Source organism: Nocardia yunnanensis, assembly GCF_003626895.1.
Classification (GTDB): domain Bacteria; phylum Actinomycetota; class Actinomycetes; order Mycobacteriales; family Mycobacteriaceae; genus Nocardia; species Nocardia yunnanensis.
On sequence record NZ_CP032568.1, the window covers coordinates 5,163,706 to 5,180,465 of the forward strand.

The following is a 16,760-nucleotide window of genomic DNA, read 5'->3' on the forward strand; positions in this document are numbered from 1 at the left end:
CGTGGAATCCCCCGTCTAGGCGGGGGAGGCGTTAACGCGCTCCTTCAGCCCAGAAGGTGGACCGGGCCGGATCGAACGGGCAGGCGCCGAGGCGGATGTGCTCGGCGTACTCGTCGCGGAAGTATTTGAGAGAGGAGAAGATCGGGCTGGCCGCACCGTCACCCAACGCGCAGAACGATTTGCCGTTGATGTTGTCGGCGATATCGGCGAGCTTGTCCAGATCGGTCTCGTGGCCCTGGCCGTTCTCCAGCCGCTGCAGCAGCTGGACCAGCCAGTAGGTGCCCTCTCGGCACGGCGTGCACTTGCCACACGATTCGTGCGCGTAGAACTCGGTCCAGCGCAGTACTGCGCGCACGACACATGTGGTGTCGTCGAAGATCTGCAGCGCCTTGGTGCCGAGCATGGAGCCCGCCGCCGACACGCCTTCGTAGTCGAGAGCGACATCGAGGTGCTCGTCGGTGAAGATCGGGGTGGACGAGCCGCCCGGGGTCCAGAACTTCAAGGTGTGGCCCTTGCGGACGCCGCCCGCGTAGGTCAGCAACTCCCGCAACGTGATTCCCAGGGGCGCTTCGTACTGACCCGGTCGGGTCACGTGACCCGACAGCGAGTACAGGGTGAACCCCGGCGATTTCTCGGTGCCGAAGGACCGGAACCACTCCACGCCATTGGCGATGATGGACGGCACGGACGCAATGGATTCCACATTGTTGACCACGGTCGGGCAGGCGTAGAGGCCCGCCACGGCCGGGAACGGCGGACGCAGCCGCGGCTGACCGCGCCGGCCCTCCAGGGAATCCAGCAGCGCGGTCTCCTCACCGCAGATGTACGCGCCCGCCCCGGCGTGCACCACGATCTCCAGATCGAAACCGGAGCCCTGGATGTTCGTGCCGAGATAGCCCGCGGCGTACGCCTGCCCGACCGCGGCCTGCAACCGGCGCAGCACATTCACGACTTCGCCCCGCACGTAGATGAAGGCGTGCGAGGCGCGAATGGCGTAGGCGGCGATGATGACCCCCTCGATGAGGGTGTGCGGCGTCGCCAGCATGAGCGGAATGTCCTTGCATGTCCCGGGTTCCGACTCGTCGGCATTGACCACCAGGTAGTGCGGCTTGACCGGCGCGCCGTCGGGCCCGGGACCCTGTGGGATGAAACCCCATTTCATGCCCGTCGGGAAGCCCGCGCCGCCGCGACCGCGCAGACCGGAGTCCTTGACGGTCGCGATGACCTCGTCGGGCTGCATGCGCAGCGCCTTGGGCAGCGCCTGGTAGCCGCCCTGGCGGCGGTAGGCCGCCAGGGTCCAGCCCTCGGGATCCGCCCAGTGTTTCGAGAGGACGGGTGTCAGAGCAGGCCGTTGGGAGGTATGGCCGTTCGTCACTGAGCGCCTCCGGTCGAATCCTGTTCGGCGACATGCAGACCGGCGAGGGTGGCGGGCCCGGCGGCGCCGTCGGTGGCGCCGGGACGCTGATCCTCGTAACCGGCCAGAATGCGGGCGGTCTCCCGGAAGGTGCACAGCGGGATGCCGCTGCGCGACCCGGTGACCTGTTCGCCGCGGCGCAGCGAATCCACCAGGCCCTTGGCCGATTCCGGGGTCTGGTTGTCGAAGAACTCCCAGTTGACCATCACCACCGGCGCGTAGTCGCAGGCGGCGTTGCATTCGATGTGCTCGAGGGTGACCGCGCCGTCGGCGGTGGTCTCCCCGTGCTTGATCCCCAAGTGCTGCTTGAGTTCCGCGAGGATCTGATCGCCGCCCATCACCGCACACAGGGTGTTGGTGCAGACGCCGACGTGATAGTCACCGGTCGGCAGGCGCCGGTACATCGAATAGAACGTCGCCACCGCGGTGACCTCGGCGTCGGTCAATCCCAGCTGCTCGGCGCAGAATTCGATGCCGGTGCCCGAGACGTACCCCTCCACCGATTGCACGAGGTGCAAAAGGGGAAGCAGTGCCGAACGCGAATGCGGATAGCGCTCGATGATCTCCTGAGCCTCGACGTGCAGCCGGTCGCGCACCTGCTCCGGATAGGGGATGGGCCGCGTGGTCAGGTTGAGCAGGATCTCGGTCATCGGTCGACACCACCCATCACCGGGTCGATGGAGGCGACCGAGGCGATCACGTCGGCCACCAGGCCGCCCTCGCACATGGCCGCCACCGCTTGCAGATTCGTGAACGACGGGTCGCGGTAGTGGACCCGATACGGCCGGGTGCCGCCGTCGCTGACCATGTGCACGCCCAGCTCGCCGCGCGGCGACTCGACGGCCACGTATACCTGGCCGGGCGGCACCCGCAGGCCCTCGGTCACCAGTTTGAAGTGGTGGATGAGCGCTTCCATGGAGGTGCCCATGATCTTGCCGATGTGCGCGGGGGAGTTGCCGAGCCCGTCCGGCCCGAGCTGCAAATCGGCAGGCCATGCAATTTTCTTGTCCTCCACCATGACCGGGCCCGGCCGCAGCTTGTCGAGGCACTGCTCGACGATCTTGACCGATTCCTTCATCTCGTTAACGCGGATGAGGTAGCGGCCGTAGCAGTCGCAGCCGGTGTCGACCTGCACGTCGAATTCGTAGTTCTCGTAACCGCAGTACGGCTGGGACTTGCGCAGATCGTGCGGCAGGCCGGTGGCGCGCAGCACCGGTCCGGTGATGCCGAGCGCCATGCAGCCGGTCAGATCCAGGTAGCCGACATTGCGGGTGCGGGCCTTCCAGATGGGGTTCTCGTTGAGCAGCAGTTCCATATCGCGCAGGCGTTTGGGCAGCAGGTCCAGCAGTTCGCGGACCTTCTGCACGCCGTCGTCCGGGAGGTCCTGGGCGACGCCGCCGGGGCGGATGTAGGCGTGGTTCATGCGCAGACCGGTGATGGTCTCGAACACGTCCAGGATCAGTTCGCGTTCGCGGAAGCCGAACAGCATCGGGGTCAGCGCCCCCAGTTCCATGCCGCCGGTGGCCAGCGCCACCAGGTGCGAGGAGATGCGGTTGAGTTCCATGAGCATGACGCGAATGACGTTGGCGCGCTCGGGAATATCGTCGGTGATGTCGAGCAGCCGTTCCACGCCCAGGCAGTACGCCGTCTCGTTGAAGAACGGCGACAGGTAGTCCATGCGGGTGACGAAGGTCGTGCCCTGCACCCACGGCCGGTATTCGAGGTTCTTCTCGATGCCGGTGTGCAGATAGCCGATGCCGCAGCGGGCCTCGGTGACGGTTTCGCCCTCGATTTCGAGAATGAGCCGCAGCACCCCGTGGGTGGAGGGGTGCTGCGGTCCCATGTTCACGACGATGCGTTCCTCGGCGGCCCCGTCGAGGGCATTGCGAATCTCGTCCCAGTCGTTGCCGACCACGGTGACCGCGCGTTCGGGGCGTTCCGCGGTGGCGGGCTGGGACTTGCTCGGTTCATTTTCAAAGATGCCGATGTCGTTCATCAGGAGTACGACCTCCGCTCATCGGGCGGCGGGATGCGCGCGCCCTTGTATTCGACCGGGATTCCGCCGAGCGGATAGTCCTTGCGCTGCGGGTGGCCACGCCAGTCGTCGGGCATGGCGATACGGGTCAGCGAGGGGTGACCGTCGAACAGGATGCCGAAGAAGTCGTAGGTCTCCCGCTCGTGCCAGTCGTTGGTCGGGTAGACCGAATACAGCGACGGAATGTGCGGATCCGCGTCCGGCGCAGACACTTCCAGCCGCACCCGGCGGTTGTGGGTGATGGAGTTCAGGTGATACAGCGCGTGCAGTTCGCGCCCGGTGTCCTCGGGGTAGTGCGCCCCGCTCACCCCCAGGCACAGCTCGAACCGCAGGGCTTCGTTGTCGCGCAACGTCTTCGCCACCCGCACCAGATGCTCACGGCGCACGTGCAGGGTCAGCTCACCCCGGAAGACGACGATCTTCTCGATCGCCTCCTCGAATCCCTTGGCCAGCGCCAGGCGCAGGTGCGCGATGATCTCGTCGAAGACGGGGCCGTAGGGCGGAGGCGTGGAGCCGGGCATGTTGATGGTGCGCACCAACCGGCCGTAGCCGGAGGTGTCGCCGGTGCCCTTGACCCCGAACATGCCGGTGCGCACGCCGATCACTTCGTCGGCGGGCGCTGGCGGCTCGGCGGATTCGGTTGTCGCCTGGGTGTTTTCGTCAGGTTCCACGGCCGCCTCCGGTGGGCTTTCCGTGCCGGCGGGTGCATCGAAGGTCATCGCAGCAGCCCCTTCAGCTGAATGGTCGGGGTGCTGGCGAGCGCGGCGGCCTCGGCGGCGCGCACGGCTTCTTCGCGGTTGACGCCGAGCGGCATCTCCTGAATCTTCTCGTGCAGCTTCAGGATCGCGTTCAACAGCATCTCCGGCCGCGGGGGGCAGCCGGGCAGGTAGATGTCGACCGGCACGATGTGGTCGACGCCCTGCACGATGGCGTAGTTGTTGAACATGCCGCCCGAGGATGCGCAGACGCCCATGGCCAGCACCCATTTCGGTTCGGTCATCTGGTCGTAGACCTGGCGCAGCACCGGGGCCATCTTCTGGCTCACCCGGCCCGCCACGATCATCAGATCGGCCTGGCGGGGGGAGGCGCGGAACGCCTCCATACCGAAGCGGGCGATATCGAATCGCCCGCCACCCGTGGCCATCATCTCGATCGCGCAGCACGCCAAGCCGAACGTCGCCGGCCACAGCGAACTCTTGCGCAGATAGCCGGCCAAATCTTCCACCGTGCTCAGCAGAAAGCCGCTGGGCAGTTTCTCCTCGAGACCCATGTCGGACTACATCTCCCGGATCGGGACGCCCCGGACAGTGCGCGGCGTCTTGTGTGAATTGGCTTGCGCGCCAATCAATCCCAGCTGAGCCCGCCACGCCGCCATTCGTAGGCGTAGGCGACCGAGACGTTGAAGACGAACAACGCCATCGCCGCCAGTCCGAACACTCCGAGCGCATCGAAGTGCACGGCCCACGGGTAGAGGAACACGATCTCGATGTCGAAGATGATGAACAGCATGGCGGTGAGGTAGTACTTCACCGGAAAGCGTTGGCCGGCAGCATTTCCCGGCCCGCCGCCGACGGCGTGCGGGGTCGGTTCGATACCGCACTCATAGGCTTCGAGCTTGGCCCGGTTGTAGCGTTTGGGGCCGATGAGGGCCGCCAGGAAAATCGAGAACACCCCGAACGCGGCGGCGACCGCGCCGAGGACAAGGGTCGGCACTTCTATGTTCACAACAGAACTACCCCTCCTGCGAGCTGGACAACGCATGACGGATGGCAGCAGCGAGTGAGGCGGCGGCGTCGTTGATACCGATGTCATTGATACCGGAGCCCGCGCTCGTGTGAGCTACGGCACAGATTACAACCCGGACCAGAAGATACATGACGATTCGCGATTGCGTTTGATCGAATTCGGAACGGTCTTTTATGACCGAATCGACGCAATCGCGGATGTCACGTGACAGGGAAACGCGCTGATCACAGCGCGGTGCGAGATCGGCCGAAGATCAGGCCGGAGAGCTTTGGCGGACGAGCCGCGCGGCGGCGGGATTCAGGCCGCGAAGCTATTACCGAGCACACCGAGCACGGCGTCGGTGAGGCGGATCGGGTCGATGGGATGCGAGACCGCGGCCTCGGCCCGCGACCAGTTCGCCAGCCAGGCATCGTCGGGGCGACCGGTCACCACCACAATCGGTGGGCAGTCGGCGATTTCGTCCTTGAGCTGCTTGGCCAGGCCGAGCCCGCCCGTGGGGGCCGATTCGCCGTCGAGGATCAGCAGATCCAGGCCGCCGGCGTCCATGCGCTCGACCACGACCGGCCCGGTCGCCACCTCGTGATACTCGATGGGCGGCAGGTCCGGGTGCGGTCGTCTGCCCAGCGCCACCATGATCTGGCTGCGGGTATCGGCATCATTGCTGTAGACGAGGACCCGCACGGCGGCGGGACGTTTCGCATCGGCGGCCACGTTCCGCATGCTACGTGCCTGGTGGGGGCGCGCGGGGCAGCTTCGCCCGAACTCGCGCGCGCGTCGCGGATTCGCCTGTCGCACAACACGGTGATGCGGGGTTATCGGTGAGCCGCGTCCGGTAGGGTCCCGCGGACGAGGGGAGATGACATGGCGAGGCGACCATTCGGGCATGACTCACCCGATCATCCGGTCCTGAATCTCGCGGTGACGCGGCCTCCCGGGTCCGACGCCGCGCATGGTTCTGGAACACCGTGGCGAAACCGGGCTTCCAGCCGAGTGATGCGGCGATGTCGGCATGGCGCGCAAACCTGCGGCGACTGCCACCGGCTAGCGTCGGAGGTTCATCGAGTGAAGGAGAGCGCATGCCTGCCGAATCCGTGGACGTCGTGGTGGTCGGGATGGGCCCCGGCGGTGAGGACGTCGCCACCCGGCTGGCGAAGGCCGGACTGTCGGTGGTGGGTGTCGAGGGGCGGCTGGTCGGCGGCGAATGCCCCTACTACGCCTGTGTTCCCACCAAGATGATGGTGCGGGCCGCGGGTGCGCTGGCCGAGGCGCGGCGGGTCGGCGAACTCGCGGGAACCGCGGCGGTGCAGCCGGATTGGGGGCCGGTGGCGGCCCGGATCCGCGACGAGGCGACCGACGATTGGGACGATGCGGCGGCGGTGGAGCGCTTCGAGAAGGCGGGCGGGCGCTTCGTGCGCGGCTGGGGGCGGATCAGCGCTCCCGGTGAGGTGACGGTGGCGACCGGCGACGGCGAGCGAGTGTTCGCCGCCGGGCGGGCGATCGTGCTGAATCCGGGGACGGCTCCGGCGATTCCGTCGCTGGACGGGCTGGAAGGCACGCCGTACTGGACCAATCGGGACGCGGTGCCCGCTACCGAGGTGCCGGAGTCGTTGATCGTGCTCGGCGGCGGACCGGTCGGTGTGGAATTCGCGCAGATCTTCGCGCGGTTCGGGGCGCGGGTGACCGTCGTGGGACGGCTGGTGCCGCGAGACGAGCCGGAAGCCGGACGGTTGCTGGCGGACGTGTTCGCGCGCGAGGGCATCGAGGTGCGCAGCGGTGCGCATGGAACGGCGGTGCGCTACGACGGGCAGGAGTTCGCGCTCGAACTCGACAGTGGCGAGACCGTGCGGGCGGCACGGCTGCTGGTTGCGACGGGACGTCGGACCGATCTGGCGGCGTTGGGAATCGGGGCGGTCGGACTCGACGAGAACGCGAAGTCAATCCCCGTGGACAACCGGATGCGAGCCGCCGACGGCGTGTGGGCCATCGGAGACGTCACCGGAGCCGGGGCGTTCACGCACGTGTCGATGTATCAGGCGCGCATCGCGGCGCAGGACATTCTCGGCGACGGCGACGAGGTCGCCGCCTACCATGCGGTACCACGCGTGACCTTCACCGATCCGGAGATCGGGGCGGTCGGTATGACAGAGGAGCAGGCCCGCGCCGCCGGGCTGAACGTCCGGATCGGATACACCGAAGTGCCCGCCTCCGTACGTGGTTGGATCCACAAAACGGACAACGACGGGTTCATCAAAGTCGTCGAGGACGCCGCACGCGGGGTGCTCGTCGGCGCGACCTCGGCGGGGCCGCAGGGCGGCGAAGTATTGAGCGCGCTGGCTGTCGCCGTGCATGCCGAAGTCCCGACCGCGACGTTGCGGCAGATGATCCTCGCCTACCCGACCTTCCATCGCGCCGTCGAATCCGCGCTCGATTCCCTCACCGGAAGTTAGGCATCGGGGCGTAAATCGTTGCTGGTCACGCTCGGGCATCGGGGTCATTCTGATAGCCGTAGATAGTCCCGAGCGTTGGGCGGTGGGCATGCGAATCTCGGAAATTCTGCGCCGTAAGGGCAGCGGCGTCGTCACGATTGCACCGGATGCCACGGTGCGCGAACTGCTGGCAGTGCTGTCGGCACACAATGTGGGCGCGGTGATCGTCTCGGCCGACGGCGTCGCGCTATCCGGCATCGCCTCGGAACGAGATGTGGTGCGCCGCCTGCATACGAGGGGCGCGGCCCTGCTCGACGAGCCGGTGTCCTCGATCATGACCGCGGCCGTGCACACCTGCCGGCCCGACGACGATGTCGAAACCCTCAACGCCACCATGACCGAACATCGCATCCGGCATCTGCCGGTGGTGCGGGACGGGCGGATGGTCGGCATCGTCAGCATCGGCGACGTGGTCAAAAGCCAGATCTCCGAGCTGGAGACCGAGCGAGAGGCGCTGGTGCGCTACCTCCACGGTTAACATCCCACTGTGGAATCCGAAATATCAACGCCCGAGGACACTCTCGCCGATTTCACCGCGCGAGTGATCAGCCTCGAAGGCGACGACAAGACCGTGTACGTCGCAGGGGCCGGGCCGGCGGTGATCGTCATGCCGGAAATGCCCGGCATCAGCCCGGATGTGCTGCGGTTCGCGCGCTGGGTCCGCGACGCCGGGTTCACCGTCTACGTGCCGTCGCTGTTCGGGGTCGATGGGGCGTATCCGACCGCGGAACTGGGGGACCGGGTCTCGCGGAAGGCGTGTGTCAGCAAGGAGTTCCGGGCCTTCGCCGGGGGCGGGACCAGTCCGGTTGCCGTGTGGTTGCGGGCGCTGGCTCGACTCGCGCATGGCGAATCGGCCGGGCCGGGCGTGGGTGCGGTCGGGATGTGCTTCACCGGGAACTTCGCGTTGACCATGACGCTCGAACCGGCGGTCATCGCGCCGGTGATCAATCATCCCTCGCTGCCGCTCGACGATCCGGCCGGGCTCGAGCTGTCGCCCGAGGACGCGACCGCGATCGCGGAGCGTTTCGAGCGTGACGATCTGCGCGCGCTCGCCTATCGGTTCGACAACGACAAATGGTGCACCGGACAGCGTTTCGCCGCGTATACGCAGTTGCTCGGCGACCGGTTCGACGGGCGGGTGCTCTCCGGTGAGCACGCGAATCCGACGCCGCCGCCGTTCTTCGCGCAGATCGTGCAGACCCCGCACAGTGTCGTCACCGCGCACCTCGTCGACGAGGACGGCCACCCCACCATTCAGGCGCGCGACGAGATTCTGGCGTATCTGCGCGACCGGCTCCATCCGGCCTGACGCACCGCACCCGAGTCGGACACTCCTGCCGATTTTCTCTCGGGCGATCCGAGGGTGAATCATGATCGGTTGATGAGGTGTTGTCCGATGGGGATGGGTAGGTCGCGAGCTGTGTTGTCCAGAACGAATCTTCGGTCGGCGCATCGGGTTTCGGGTGGGTTTCGGGGTTCGTGGTGAGGGGGCCCATCAGCCGCGGGATGTTTCTGCGGGGTGCGCTGGGGGTCGTGGTCGCCGGGGTCGGGGCGGCCGGGGCCGTGCGGGTGGCGACCTCGGATGTGGCGTCCGGGGCGGAATTGTCCGGCAATCCGTCCAGCGTTCCGACCGTCTCCGGGACCGTGGGCAGCGGGGCGCGCTGGCGTGGACTGCAGAACAAGCTGCGCGGGCGGGTGATCCTGCCCGGGGATCCGGGATATCCGGCGGCCAAGGAAGTTTTCAATACGCGGTTCGACGGCGAGATGCCCACGGCCATCGTGCAGGTCGCCTCCGCCGACGATGTGGCGACCGTGTTCGGCTTCGCGGCCGAGAACGAGCTGAAGGTGGCGGCGCGGGCGGGCGGGCACTCCTATGCCGGACTGTCCACGGCCTCGGGCACGGTGATCGTCGATGTGCGGGGGTTGCGGGGCGTGCAAGCCTCGGCCGGGCAGGCCGTCGTCGCGCCGGGGCACACGCTCTACGAGGTGTATCAGGAGCTCGATCGGACCGGGCAGAGCCTGCCCACCGGGATGTGCCCCAGCGTCGGCATCGCGGGGCTCACCCTGGGCGGCGGCTACGGATACGATTCGCGCGCACACGGATTGACGTGTGACCGGCTCCTCGCGGCGACGCTCGTGCTGCCCGACGGGAGCATCACCGAGGTGACGGCGACCGAGCGGCCCGATCTGTTCTGGGCGTTGCGGGGCGGCGGGCCGCTGTTCGGGATCGTCACCTCGTTCACGTTCGAGACGATTCCGGCGTTGACGAAAGACGTGGTGCGCCTGACCTTCTCGGGCGAACAGGCGGAACAGGTCGTCAACGGCTGGCAGCAGTGGCTGCGCGACGCCCCGCGCGAGCAGTGGGCCGACGTCAGCCTCGACGCCGACGGCGAGGGCGGCCTGCACTGCTGGATGCAGCTGGTCTGCGCGGAAGGCACCGCCGAAACCGTCACGGCCGCACTCGTCGACGCCATCGGCATCCCCCCGCTGACCACCGACCCGCGCACCCTCTCCCACATGGACACCGTCCTCTACCTCGCCGGCGGCACCGCCGACCAACCCCGCGCCGCCTTCACCAACGGCTCCGACATCGTCTCCACCCTCACCCCCGACACCGTCACCGGCGTCGTCGCCGCCCTCACCCGCTACTCCAGCGTCGGCGGCACCGGCTGGGTCCAGATCAACACCCTCGACGGCGCCCTGCGCGACCTGCCACCCACCGCCACCGCCTACCCCTGGCGCACCCACGCCGCCATGATCGAATGGGGCGCCTACGAACCCATCCCGCACGACTCCGCCCTCGCCTACATCACCGACGCCCACACCGCCCTGGCCCCCCACTCCGCCGGCGCCTACATCAACTACCTCGAACCCGGCGACCCCCTCTCCCGCTACTACGGCCCCAACCACCCCCGCCTTGCGGCCCTCCGCACCCAAGTAGACCCCCACAACCTAATCCACACAGTCCTCAACCCCTAGCCAGCTCGCGGTGCCGCAGCCCGCTCTTGTCACCCCGCCCGCAGCCCCACGCACCCTCAAGTAGACCCCGCAACCGGATCCATATGGTCCTCGAACCCGCGCCAGTTGCGGAGTGGAGAGCCTGCTCTCCGCCAACGCCGCCTGGGCGAGCTGGGCGTCAACTACGAAGGCTTCCAGCAGGGCCTGGCCGAAACAGCGTGAACGCCAACGGCTCTCGCGGCCCAGCTCGCGACTACCGATAGAGGTCGCGAAGGGCTTCTCGGATGCCGGCGGCGTCCGGCGGGTCGCGGCGTTCGATGCCGGTGACCACCTCCGTGACGCGCCAGAAGTTCGATGGGACAAGGCGGCCCGAGGTCACGGCGGTGAGCGTGACGTCAGCCGCCTCGTCGGGCTTGTCGGCCGCCACCAGCGCCAGGCCGAGATCGATATTGGCGGTGGCGATTCGACGGGGCCGCGTTCGGGCGCTGCCGACGAGTTCGGTGAGGACGTGCCGTGCGTAGGTCTCCGCGGCTGGGTCGCCCAGCCAGGCCAGCGTGGTGGCTACGTAGGAGTCGGATTTCGCTGGGTCGTATCGGAAGTGGTGCTCGGGGCGATCCGGCGTCCGCAGCCCGGCGACGAGGCGGGCGACGCGTCGCAACGCATCATAGGTGCCGCCGCGATCGCCCAGCCGCGCCAGCGCCCGACCCTCCTGGGCGGTCGCTTGGATGTGTGCCGATGAGGTGTCCGGTGCGACAGCTTGCGCGGCGCGCGAAAGTTCCACCGCCGCTGCGTAATCGCGCGCGATCAGACGGCTCCAAGCCGATGTCTCGAGGCACCATCCGACAATCTCCGGATGCCCGGCCTCGTCACCGATCGCACGGGCCAGCCGGAGCCGACCCGCGGCGGCCAACGGCAGACCGAGATCGATTTGGCATGTGCCCGCCAACAACGACATCCAGCCCACCGCGACCACCAACCGCCGGTATTCGGCCAGCGTCTTCTTGCCGTCCATCATGCGCGCGGCCAGGCCCAGGTACTGATCGACCTGTGCCAGTAGCTGATCCGGCCGGGTCGTCGGATAGGCCGCTGCGAGATCGTCGACGGCGGCTTCCAGACGCTCGAGATTGCCGCTGCCGATATCGCTGCCCGAGACTCGCCGCATCCACTCGAGGGTTGCGAGCCCGTCGTCGTTCGCCACCCCTCCGACGATCGCGTCACGACCGAGAGTTCGTTCATAGGCGGTCACGACCTCCACCGTGACCGGCCGCCGCCCAGTCTCGATCAAGCTCAGGTACGACGCCGCGAAGTGCGTACGCCGCGCCATTTCGCGCAATCCGATCCCGGCCGCCTCCCGGGCGGACCGCAATATCGAGCCAAGTTCCATTCGTCCCTCGTCGATTGGAAACACCTTGTCAACACCGTATCCAGGAGCGATAGGTCCACGCGGCCGTAGCGTCGACTCAGCACCATTCCATCAGATTCGGCACCTCGGTAACGCAGAAGAGCGCGTCGAATCCTTCCGATGCACGAGAGGGGACTCGGATGAATCCCGGAGCGATCGGTTACCTGCGGCAGGATGTGTCGGGGGCGCGGCGGCAGTGGGACGAGTTGCGGATTCGGAGCTTGGCGGCGCGGTTGGGGTATGACCTGCGGAAGGTTGCGGTGTTCGGGCCGGAGACGGATCGGCCCAGCTATCGGCTGCGGGTGCTGGTGGGGAATCTCGGGGTCGATGCGGTGATCGTGCCGGGGCTCGAACATTTCGAGAATGGGCGGGTACCAGAGGATCTCGTGCAGCGGGCCGACGTGATTACCGTCAGTCCGGAGGAAACTTTTGCGCGCTGGCTGATTCCGCCGGACAGTGCGGCTGATATGGGCTCGCGGTAGGGGAGTGGCCGGTTAATGCTGCGGCGCGAGCCAACCCGCGTCGAGCAACTGCTTCGCCAGGTCGTCGGCTTGGCGGACGCCGGCCTGGAAGGCCGTCGGCCACACGGTTATGGGATCCGGAGCCGTTGCGGCTGCGTCGAATACGTCGATCGTGGCGGCATCCGGACCGAAGCGGACCAGCGTGGTGACCTTCGTCGTCGCGAGCTCGGACTGGAGGTATTCCGCCGGGAATCGGTGTGCCAGGGGGTCGATGACCAGCAGGAGGTCCGAGTCCGGGGCGACGTCGGCGTTGGTGGGCGACCACAGAGCGCCGTCGATGTAATACCGGTCGGCCACGACGACGGGTGGAAAGAGTCCGGGAAAGGAACGGCTCGCGGTGACAGCGGTGGCCAAAGGCACGCCGCTGCCGCGATGCCAGACCTGGCGCTCGCCACCGGCCGCGTCCACGACGACCACCCGCAGCCTGTCGTCCGGCCACTCGCCGCCACCGACCAGCCATTCCATCGGCGCGATGTGCACCGGCTGCGCCGGCTCCTTTGCCATCGCCAACTCACATGCCTTGCGCCGCAAGCCATCCCGTTCCGCCGTCCGATCGAACAGCGCGGCAGCAGCGGCCGTGAGCAACTCGACATCAACGGCCACGGGCGGTTGCGCACCGCCCGGAGGACGCGGATCCTCGGCAAACGAATCCAGATCCCGCCCCACAACAAGCGCGGCCCCCACAATCGCCCCGGCGGACGTCCCGACAATCACATCGGCCGACCCCAACTCGACCCCCCGCCGCCCCAATTCAGCCGCCAGCCCCGCCATCCAAGCCGCCCCTACGACTCCACCCCCGCCCAGCACCACAGCCCACCGAACAGCCACTCGATCGCCCCCGCAACTCTCCATGCCCCGATCCTAACGAAATCGGCACCTTCGACCCCGAAGGCAACCTCTACATCTCAGACCTCTACACCGGCGGCATCGGCCGCCTCATGCGAGTCGACCCGTCCACCGGCACCGTCTGCCAACTCGCATCCACCGAACCGATCACCGCCGTCGCAGTCACCCCCACCGGCAACCTCATGCTCTCCACCGAACTCGGCAACCTCCTCCGCGCACAACTCTGACCGCAACCAAGATCAGGGAGCTCTCAGCGCGGAATTTTGTCCCAATCCCCGCGCTGAGAGCTCCCTGATCTTGAAGTGCTATTTGTCGAGGGCGCCGATTAGGGTGTTGAGGCCTGATTGGACTGCTGCGCGTTGGGCGGGGGTGAGGTGGTCGAGGGCGGCGGCGAAGCGTTGGATGCGGGCGGAGGTGAGGCCGGTGACCAGGTCGTGGGCGGCGGTGGTGGCGGTGAGGAGTTGGGCTCGGCCGTCTTCGGGGTCGGCGCCTCGGGTGAGGTAGCCGGCCTTTTCGAGGCCGGTCACTATGCGCGACATCGTTGGCGCGCTGACTCTTTCGATGGAGGCGAGATCGCCCAGGCGGAGGGGGCCGGAGCGGGCGACGGTGGCCAACGCCGAGGCTGCGCCGGGGCTGAGGGCCCCGATGTCGCCGGAGTGGCGCAAGAGGCGCAGCAGGCGGCCGATGGTGTGGTACAGGTCGGCGGCCTCGGTGAGCTGGTCGGGGTCGGCGACGCTCGTGGGCTCGGGCAGGGTCATCTCCTCCGGTCAGATTCCCTCGCGGGCGGCTTCGCGGAGTTCGGCCGCCTCGTCCGCAACTTTGGGGCTACCGGCGAACCAGGAGGCCACCGCGCCGATCAGCATCATAATCGCGGCGCCCAGGAAGACCACGACCAGACCCGAGTGGAACGGTCCGGAGATCAAGTGCGGGAAGAACTCCTGACCGGTGAGGGTGTCCTTCTGCACGCCCGGCTGGTCGAGGACGCCGGTCGGGCCGAGCAGCGCCTTGATCGGGTTCACGCCCAGGAAGGCGGCGAACAGGCTGCCGACCGGAGGCAGGCCGGAGATCTCCCCGGCGACGTTGGCGGGCACGCCCTGCGCCTGCAGACCCGAATTCATCGCGCCCGGCAGCGTATTGGACAGGCCGATGATCATCAGCGAGAAGAACACGCCGATCGACAGCGCCATACCGCCATTGAGCAGGGTGCCGCGCATACCAGAGGCAACACCGCGCTGCGAGGCCGGCACCGCCGACATCACCTCGGCGGTATTGGGGGAGGCGAACATGCCCGAGCCCAGGCCGTTGAGCGCGATGATCAGCGCGAACGCCCAGTAGGAGAAGTCGACCGGCAGGACCACCAGCAGGACGAAGGTGATCGCGGTGATCGCCATGCCCAGCGTCGCGAACAGTCGCGGGCCGTAGAGGTCCGACAGCTTGCCCGAAACCGGGCCTGCCACAAGGAATCCCACGGTCAGCGGCAGCAGGTAGATGCCCGCCCACAGCGGTGTGGACTCGTAGTCGAAGCCGTGCAGCGGCAGCCAGATGCCCTGCAGCCAGATGATCAGCATGAACTGGAGGCCGCCGCGGCCCAGCGACGACATCAGGCCGGCCAGGTTGCCGAGCCCGAACGCCCGGATCTTGAGCAGCGACAGATGGAACATCGGCTGCTCGACCTTGGTCTCGATCCAGCAGAACAGCACCAGCACCGCGAGACCGCCGAACACCCCGGCCAGCACCCACGGGTTGGACCAGCCGGTGGTCGAATCCCCATACGGCTGAATGCCATAGGTGATACCGGTCAACAGCGCGGTCAGGCCGACCGCGAAGGTGACGGTGCCCGGAATGTCGAGCGAGCCCGCATTGCGCTGCCCGTTGTCGTGCAGCGACCGATACGACCACACCGTGCCGAGAATGCCGAACGGAACGCTCACCCAGAAGACGGCCTTCCAATCCCACTGCGCGAGCAGACCGCCCAGCAGCAGACCCAGGAACGAACCCGCCACGGCCGCAACCTGATTGATGCCCAGCGCGAACCCACGCTGCTCGGCCGGGAACGCGTCGGTGAGGATGGCGGCCGCATTGGCCATCAACATCGCACCGCCGATGCCCTGGAACACCCGCCACCCGATGAGCCACACCGCGCCGCCGCCGTGCGTGAACGGATCGAACGACAACGCGACCGCCGCCACCGTGAAGATCACGAACCCGTAGTTGTAGATCTTCACCCGCCCGACCATGTCGCCGAGCCGCCCGAACATGACCACCAGCACCGCGGACGCGAGCAGGAAGCCCATCATCATCCACAGCAGGTAGCTCACATTGCCCGCCGCCAGCGGATTCAGATCGATCCCCCGGAAGATGTCCGGCAGCGAGATGATCACGATCGACGAGTTGATCGTCACCATGAGCATGCCCAGCGTGGTATTCGACAACGCCACCCACTTGTAATGCGGATGATCATGCTCGATCCGGAGCCTCCTCCGAATGGTCTGGACATCACCGGCATCCACACCGGTGGTAGGGGCCGCAGCCATCAGAGCCTCCCGCAAATCAACGAACGAACAGCCCCAAATATAGTTGCATGTCGCTAACTAATGAAATTGTGCGTCGGCTCACTCTCCGGAACCCGCCGCTGACCGGGGAATGCGCAGGAACGCTCGGACTGCGGGATGGGGGCTGCGGCGGTAGCGTCGGGCGGCGTGGCAGGGGTGGTTGTCGGCACGGGTCGACGTGGGTTGGAAGTTGGGGCGGCTCCGCGGTTCGCGGTCGGTTGGGTGGTGGGGGTGGGGGTGGTTTTTGCCGTTGTGGCTGGGGTGGCTGCTATGCGGTATGGGTATTACTACGACGAGTTGTATTTCATTGCTGCCGGGAAGCGGCCGGGGTTCGGGTATGTGGATCAAGGGCCGTTGGTGCCGTTGGTGGCGCGGGGGATTGATTGGGTGGTGCCGAGGTCGTTTGGGGCACTGCGGATTCCGGCGGTGATGGCGTCGCTGGTGGTCGTTAGGGTTGGTGGGGCTATTGCGCGGGAGTTGGGGGGTGGGCGTGGGGCGCAGGTGTTGGCGGCGGGGGTCTGCGCCACGTCGGTGGTTGTGCTGGGGCAGGCGCAGACGTTGTCGACCAATGGGATCGACACGGCGCTTTGGGCGGTGGTGACGTTGCTGCTGGTGCGGTGGGTGCGGACTCGGCGGGACTGGTTGTTGGTCGCGGCGGGGGTGGTGACGGCGGTGGACGTGCAGGTCAAGTGGCTGGTGCCGGTCCTTTGGGTTGCGGTGGTTATTTCTGCGGGGTGGGTGGGGCCGCGAGAGTTGTTGCGGCGGAAGGCGTTGTGGTGGGGGCGGGGGTGGCGCTCGTG

At 67.4% G+C, this 16,760-nt stretch carries 17 protein-coding genes and 1 pseudogene; 7 read left to right on the plus strand and 11 right to left on the minus strand.

Annotation, left to right across the window (positions count from 1 at the left end; genetic code table 11):
* Positions 1 to 31: 31 nt before the first annotated feature.
* From nuoF to D7D52_RS24280, 7 genes are all read right to left on the minus strand, one after another.
* Entirely contained in the window at positions 32 to 1,375 is a 1,344-nt protein-coding gene (gene nuoF / locus D7D52_RS24250) for an NADH-quinone oxidoreductase subunit NuoF (protein WP_246023260.1), read from the minus strand.
* Positions 1,372 to 2,064, minus strand: coding sequence for an NADH-quinone oxidoreductase subunit NuoE (gene nuoE / locus D7D52_RS24255; RefSeq protein ID WP_120739910.1), 693 nt, complete (start codon positions 2,062 to 2,064; stop codon positions 1,372 to 1,374). The genes nuoF and nuoE overlap by 4 nt, the downstream gene beginning before the upstream one ends.
* Complete coding sequence (nuoD, locus tag D7D52_RS24260) at positions 2,061 to 3,410, minus strand: NADH dehydrogenase (quinone) subunit D (RefSeq protein WP_120739912.1); 1,350 nt, start codon at positions 3,408 to 3,410, stop codon at positions 2,061 to 2,063. The genes nuoE and nuoD overlap by 4 nt, the downstream gene beginning before the upstream one ends.
* Positions 3,410 to 4,168: an NADH-quinone oxidoreductase subunit C gene (locus tag D7D52_RS24265; RefSeq protein WP_120739914.1), complete on the minus strand. Its 759-nt coding sequence runs from the start codon at positions 4,166 to 4,168 to the stop codon at positions 3,410 to 3,412. The genes nuoD and D7D52_RS24265 overlap by 1 nt, the downstream gene beginning before the upstream one ends.
* Positions 4,165 to 4,719 carry a NuoB/complex I 20 kDa subunit family protein gene (locus tag D7D52_RS24270; protein ID WP_040808330.1) on the minus strand — a complete coding sequence of 185 codons (555 nt, stop codon included), beginning with the start codon at positions 4,717 to 4,719 and terminating at the stop codon, positions 4,165 to 4,167. The genes D7D52_RS24265 and D7D52_RS24270 overlap by 4 nt, the downstream gene beginning before the upstream one ends.
* A gap of 74 nt (positions 4,720 to 4,793) precedes the next feature.
* Complete coding sequence (locus tag D7D52_RS24275) at positions 4,794 to 5,174, minus strand: NADH-quinone oxidoreductase subunit A (protein WP_120739916.1); 381 nt, start codon at positions 5,172 to 5,174, stop codon at positions 4,794 to 4,796.
* 318 nt (positions 5,175 to 5,492) lie between these two features.
* Positions 5,493 to 5,915, minus strand: a complete 423-nt coding sequence (locus tag D7D52_RS24280; RefSeq protein ID WP_120739918.1) for an Rv3143 family two-component system response regulator — start codon at positions 5,913 to 5,915, stop codon at positions 5,493 to 5,495.
* A gap of 356 nt (positions 5,916 to 6,271) precedes the next feature.
* Here D7D52_RS24280 and D7D52_RS24285 point away from each other — a divergent pair, with 356 nt between their 5' ends.
* The 4 genes from D7D52_RS24285 to D7D52_RS39950 all read left to right on the plus strand — a co-directional run bounded on the left by D7D52_RS24285 (position 6,272) and on the right by D7D52_RS39950 (position 10,660).
* The gene (locus tag D7D52_RS24285; RefSeq protein ID WP_120739920.1) at positions 6,272 to 7,642 is read left to right on the plus strand and encodes a dihydrolipoyl dehydrogenase family protein; all 1,371 of its coding nucleotides are present in this window, start codon (positions 6,272 to 6,274) and stop codon (positions 7,640 to 7,642) included.
* 88 nt (positions 7,643 to 7,730) lie between these two features.
* The gene (locus D7D52_RS24290) at positions 7,731 to 8,159 is read left to right on the plus strand and encodes a CBS domain-containing protein (protein WP_120744423.1); all 429 of its coding nucleotides are present in this window, start codon (positions 7,731 to 7,733) and stop codon (positions 8,157 to 8,159) included.
* Between the two features lie 9 nt (positions 8,160 to 8,168).
* Entirely contained in the window at positions 8,169 to 8,990 is an 822-nt protein-coding gene (locus tag D7D52_RS24295; RefSeq protein ID WP_222932666.1) for a dienelactone hydrolase family protein, read from the plus strand.
* Positions 8,991 to 9,187: 197 nt separating this feature from the next.
* Complete coding sequence (locus tag D7D52_RS39950; RefSeq protein WP_120739922.1) at positions 9,188 to 10,660, plus strand: FAD-binding oxidoreductase; 1,473 nt, start codon at positions 9,188 to 9,190, stop codon at positions 10,658 to 10,660.
* A 232-nt stretch (positions 10,661 to 10,892) separates the two neighbouring features.
* Here the strand turns inward: D7D52_RS39950 and D7D52_RS24305 are convergent, their stop codons facing one another.
* Positions 10,893 to 12,023 (minus strand): helix-turn-helix domain-containing protein, encoded by a 1,131-nt coding sequence (locus D7D52_RS24305; RefSeq protein WP_120739924.1) that lies wholly within the window; start codon positions 12,021 to 12,023, stop codon positions 10,893 to 10,895.
* A 158-nt stretch (positions 12,024 to 12,181) separates the two neighbouring features.
* On the opposite strand from D7D52_RS24305, the gene D7D52_RS24310 reads away from it, so the two are divergent.
* Positions 12,182 to 12,523: a hypothetical protein gene (locus tag D7D52_RS24310; RefSeq protein WP_120739926.1), complete on the plus strand. Its 342-nt coding sequence runs from the start codon at positions 12,182 to 12,184 to the stop codon at positions 12,521 to 12,523.
* Positions 12,524 to 12,535: 12 nt separating this feature from the next.
* Here D7D52_RS24310 and D7D52_RS24315 read toward each other — a convergent pair whose 3' ends face one another.
* On the minus strand, positions 12,536 to 13,414 hold the full coding sequence (locus tag D7D52_RS24315) for a patatin-like phospholipase family protein (protein WP_120739928.1): 879 nt from the start codon (positions 13,412 to 13,414) through the stop codon (positions 12,536 to 12,538).
* Between the two features lie 86 nt (positions 13,415 to 13,500).
* Here D7D52_RS24315 and D7D52_RS39955 point away from each other — a divergent pair, with 86 nt between their 5' ends.
* Positions 13,501 to 13,635, plus strand: a complete 135-nt coding sequence (locus D7D52_RS39955) for a hypothetical protein (RefSeq protein ID WP_281279124.1) — start codon at positions 13,501 to 13,503, stop codon at positions 13,633 to 13,635.
* A gap of 78 nt (positions 13,636 to 13,713) precedes the next feature.
* On the opposite strand, the gene D7D52_RS24320 is transcribed toward D7D52_RS39955, so the two are convergent.
* Complete coding sequence (locus tag D7D52_RS24320) at positions 13,714 to 14,166, minus strand: MarR family winged helix-turn-helix transcriptional regulator (RefSeq protein WP_120739930.1); 453 nt, start codon at positions 14,164 to 14,166, stop codon at positions 13,714 to 13,716.
* 9 nt (positions 14,167 to 14,175) lie between these two features.
* A complete protein-coding gene (locus D7D52_RS24325) occupies positions 14,176 to 15,942 on the minus strand; it encodes an MFS transporter (protein WP_120739932.1) in 1,767 nt (588 codons plus the stop codon).
* A gap of 288 nt (positions 15,943 to 16,230) precedes the next feature.
* Between D7D52_RS24325 and D7D52_RS39405 the strand changes: the two are divergent.
* Positions 16,231 to 16,674, plus strand: a pseudogene (locus D7D52_RS39405) (ArnT family glycosyltransferase); the annotation flags it as partial.
* Positions 16,675 to 16,760 lie beyond the last annotated feature (86 nt).

Bases quoted from the DNA above. Each gene is read 5' to 3' on its own strand.
- D7D52_RS24265 (WP_120739914.1), bottom strand. From the start codon at position 4,168: ATGACCTTCGATGCACCCGCCGGCACGGAAAGCCCACCGGAGGCGGCC.
- D7D52_RS39950 (WP_120739922.1), top strand. From the start codon at position 9,188: ATGTTTCTGCGGGGTGCGCTGGGGGTCGTGGTCGCCGGGGTCGGGGCG.
- D7D52_RS24280 (WP_120739918.1), bottom strand. From the start codon at position 5,915: ATGCGGAACGTGGCCGCCGATGCGAAACGTCCCGCCGCCGTGCGGGTC.
- D7D52_RS24285 (WP_120739920.1), top strand. From the start codon at position 6,272: ATGCCTGCCGAATCCGTGGACGTCGTGGTGGTCGGGATGGGCCCCGGC.
- nuoD (WP_120739912.1), bottom strand. From the start codon at position 3,410: ATGAACGACATCGGCATCTTTGAAAATGAACCGAGCAAGTCCCAGCCC.
- D7D52_RS24325 (WP_120739932.1), bottom strand. From the start codon at position 15,942: ATGGCTGCGGCCCCTACCACCGGTGTGGATGCCGGTGATGTCCAGACC.
- D7D52_RS24310 (WP_120739926.1), top strand. From the start codon at position 12,182: ATGAATCCCGGAGCGATCGGTTACCTGCGGCAGGATGTGTCGGGGGCG.
- nuoE (WP_120739910.1), bottom strand. From the start codon at position 2,064: ATGACCGAGATCCTGCTCAACCTGACCACGCGGCCCATCCCCTATCCG.
- D7D52_RS24305 (WP_120739924.1), bottom strand. From the start codon at position 12,023: ATGGAACTTGGCTCGATATTGCGGTCCGCCCGGGAGGCGGCCGGGATC.
- D7D52_RS24315 (WP_120739928.1), bottom strand. From the start codon at position 13,414: ATGGAGAGTTGCGGGGGCGATCGAGTGGCTGTTCGGTGGGCTGTGGTG.
- D7D52_RS24270 (WP_040808330.1), bottom strand. From the start codon at position 4,719: ATGGGTCTCGAGGAGAAACTGCCCAGCGGCTTTCTGCTGAGCACGGTG.
- D7D52_RS24290 (WP_120744423.1), top strand. From the start codon at position 7,731: ATGCGAATCTCGGAAATTCTGCGCCGTAAGGGCAGCGGCGTCGTCACG.
- D7D52_RS39955 (WP_281279124.1), top strand. From the start codon at position 13,501: ATGCGAGTCGACCCGTCCACCGGCACCGTCTGCCAACTCGCATCCACC.
- D7D52_RS24320 (WP_120739930.1), bottom strand. From the start codon at position 14,166: ATGACCCTGCCCGAGCCCACGAGCGTCGCCGACCCCGACCAGCTCACC.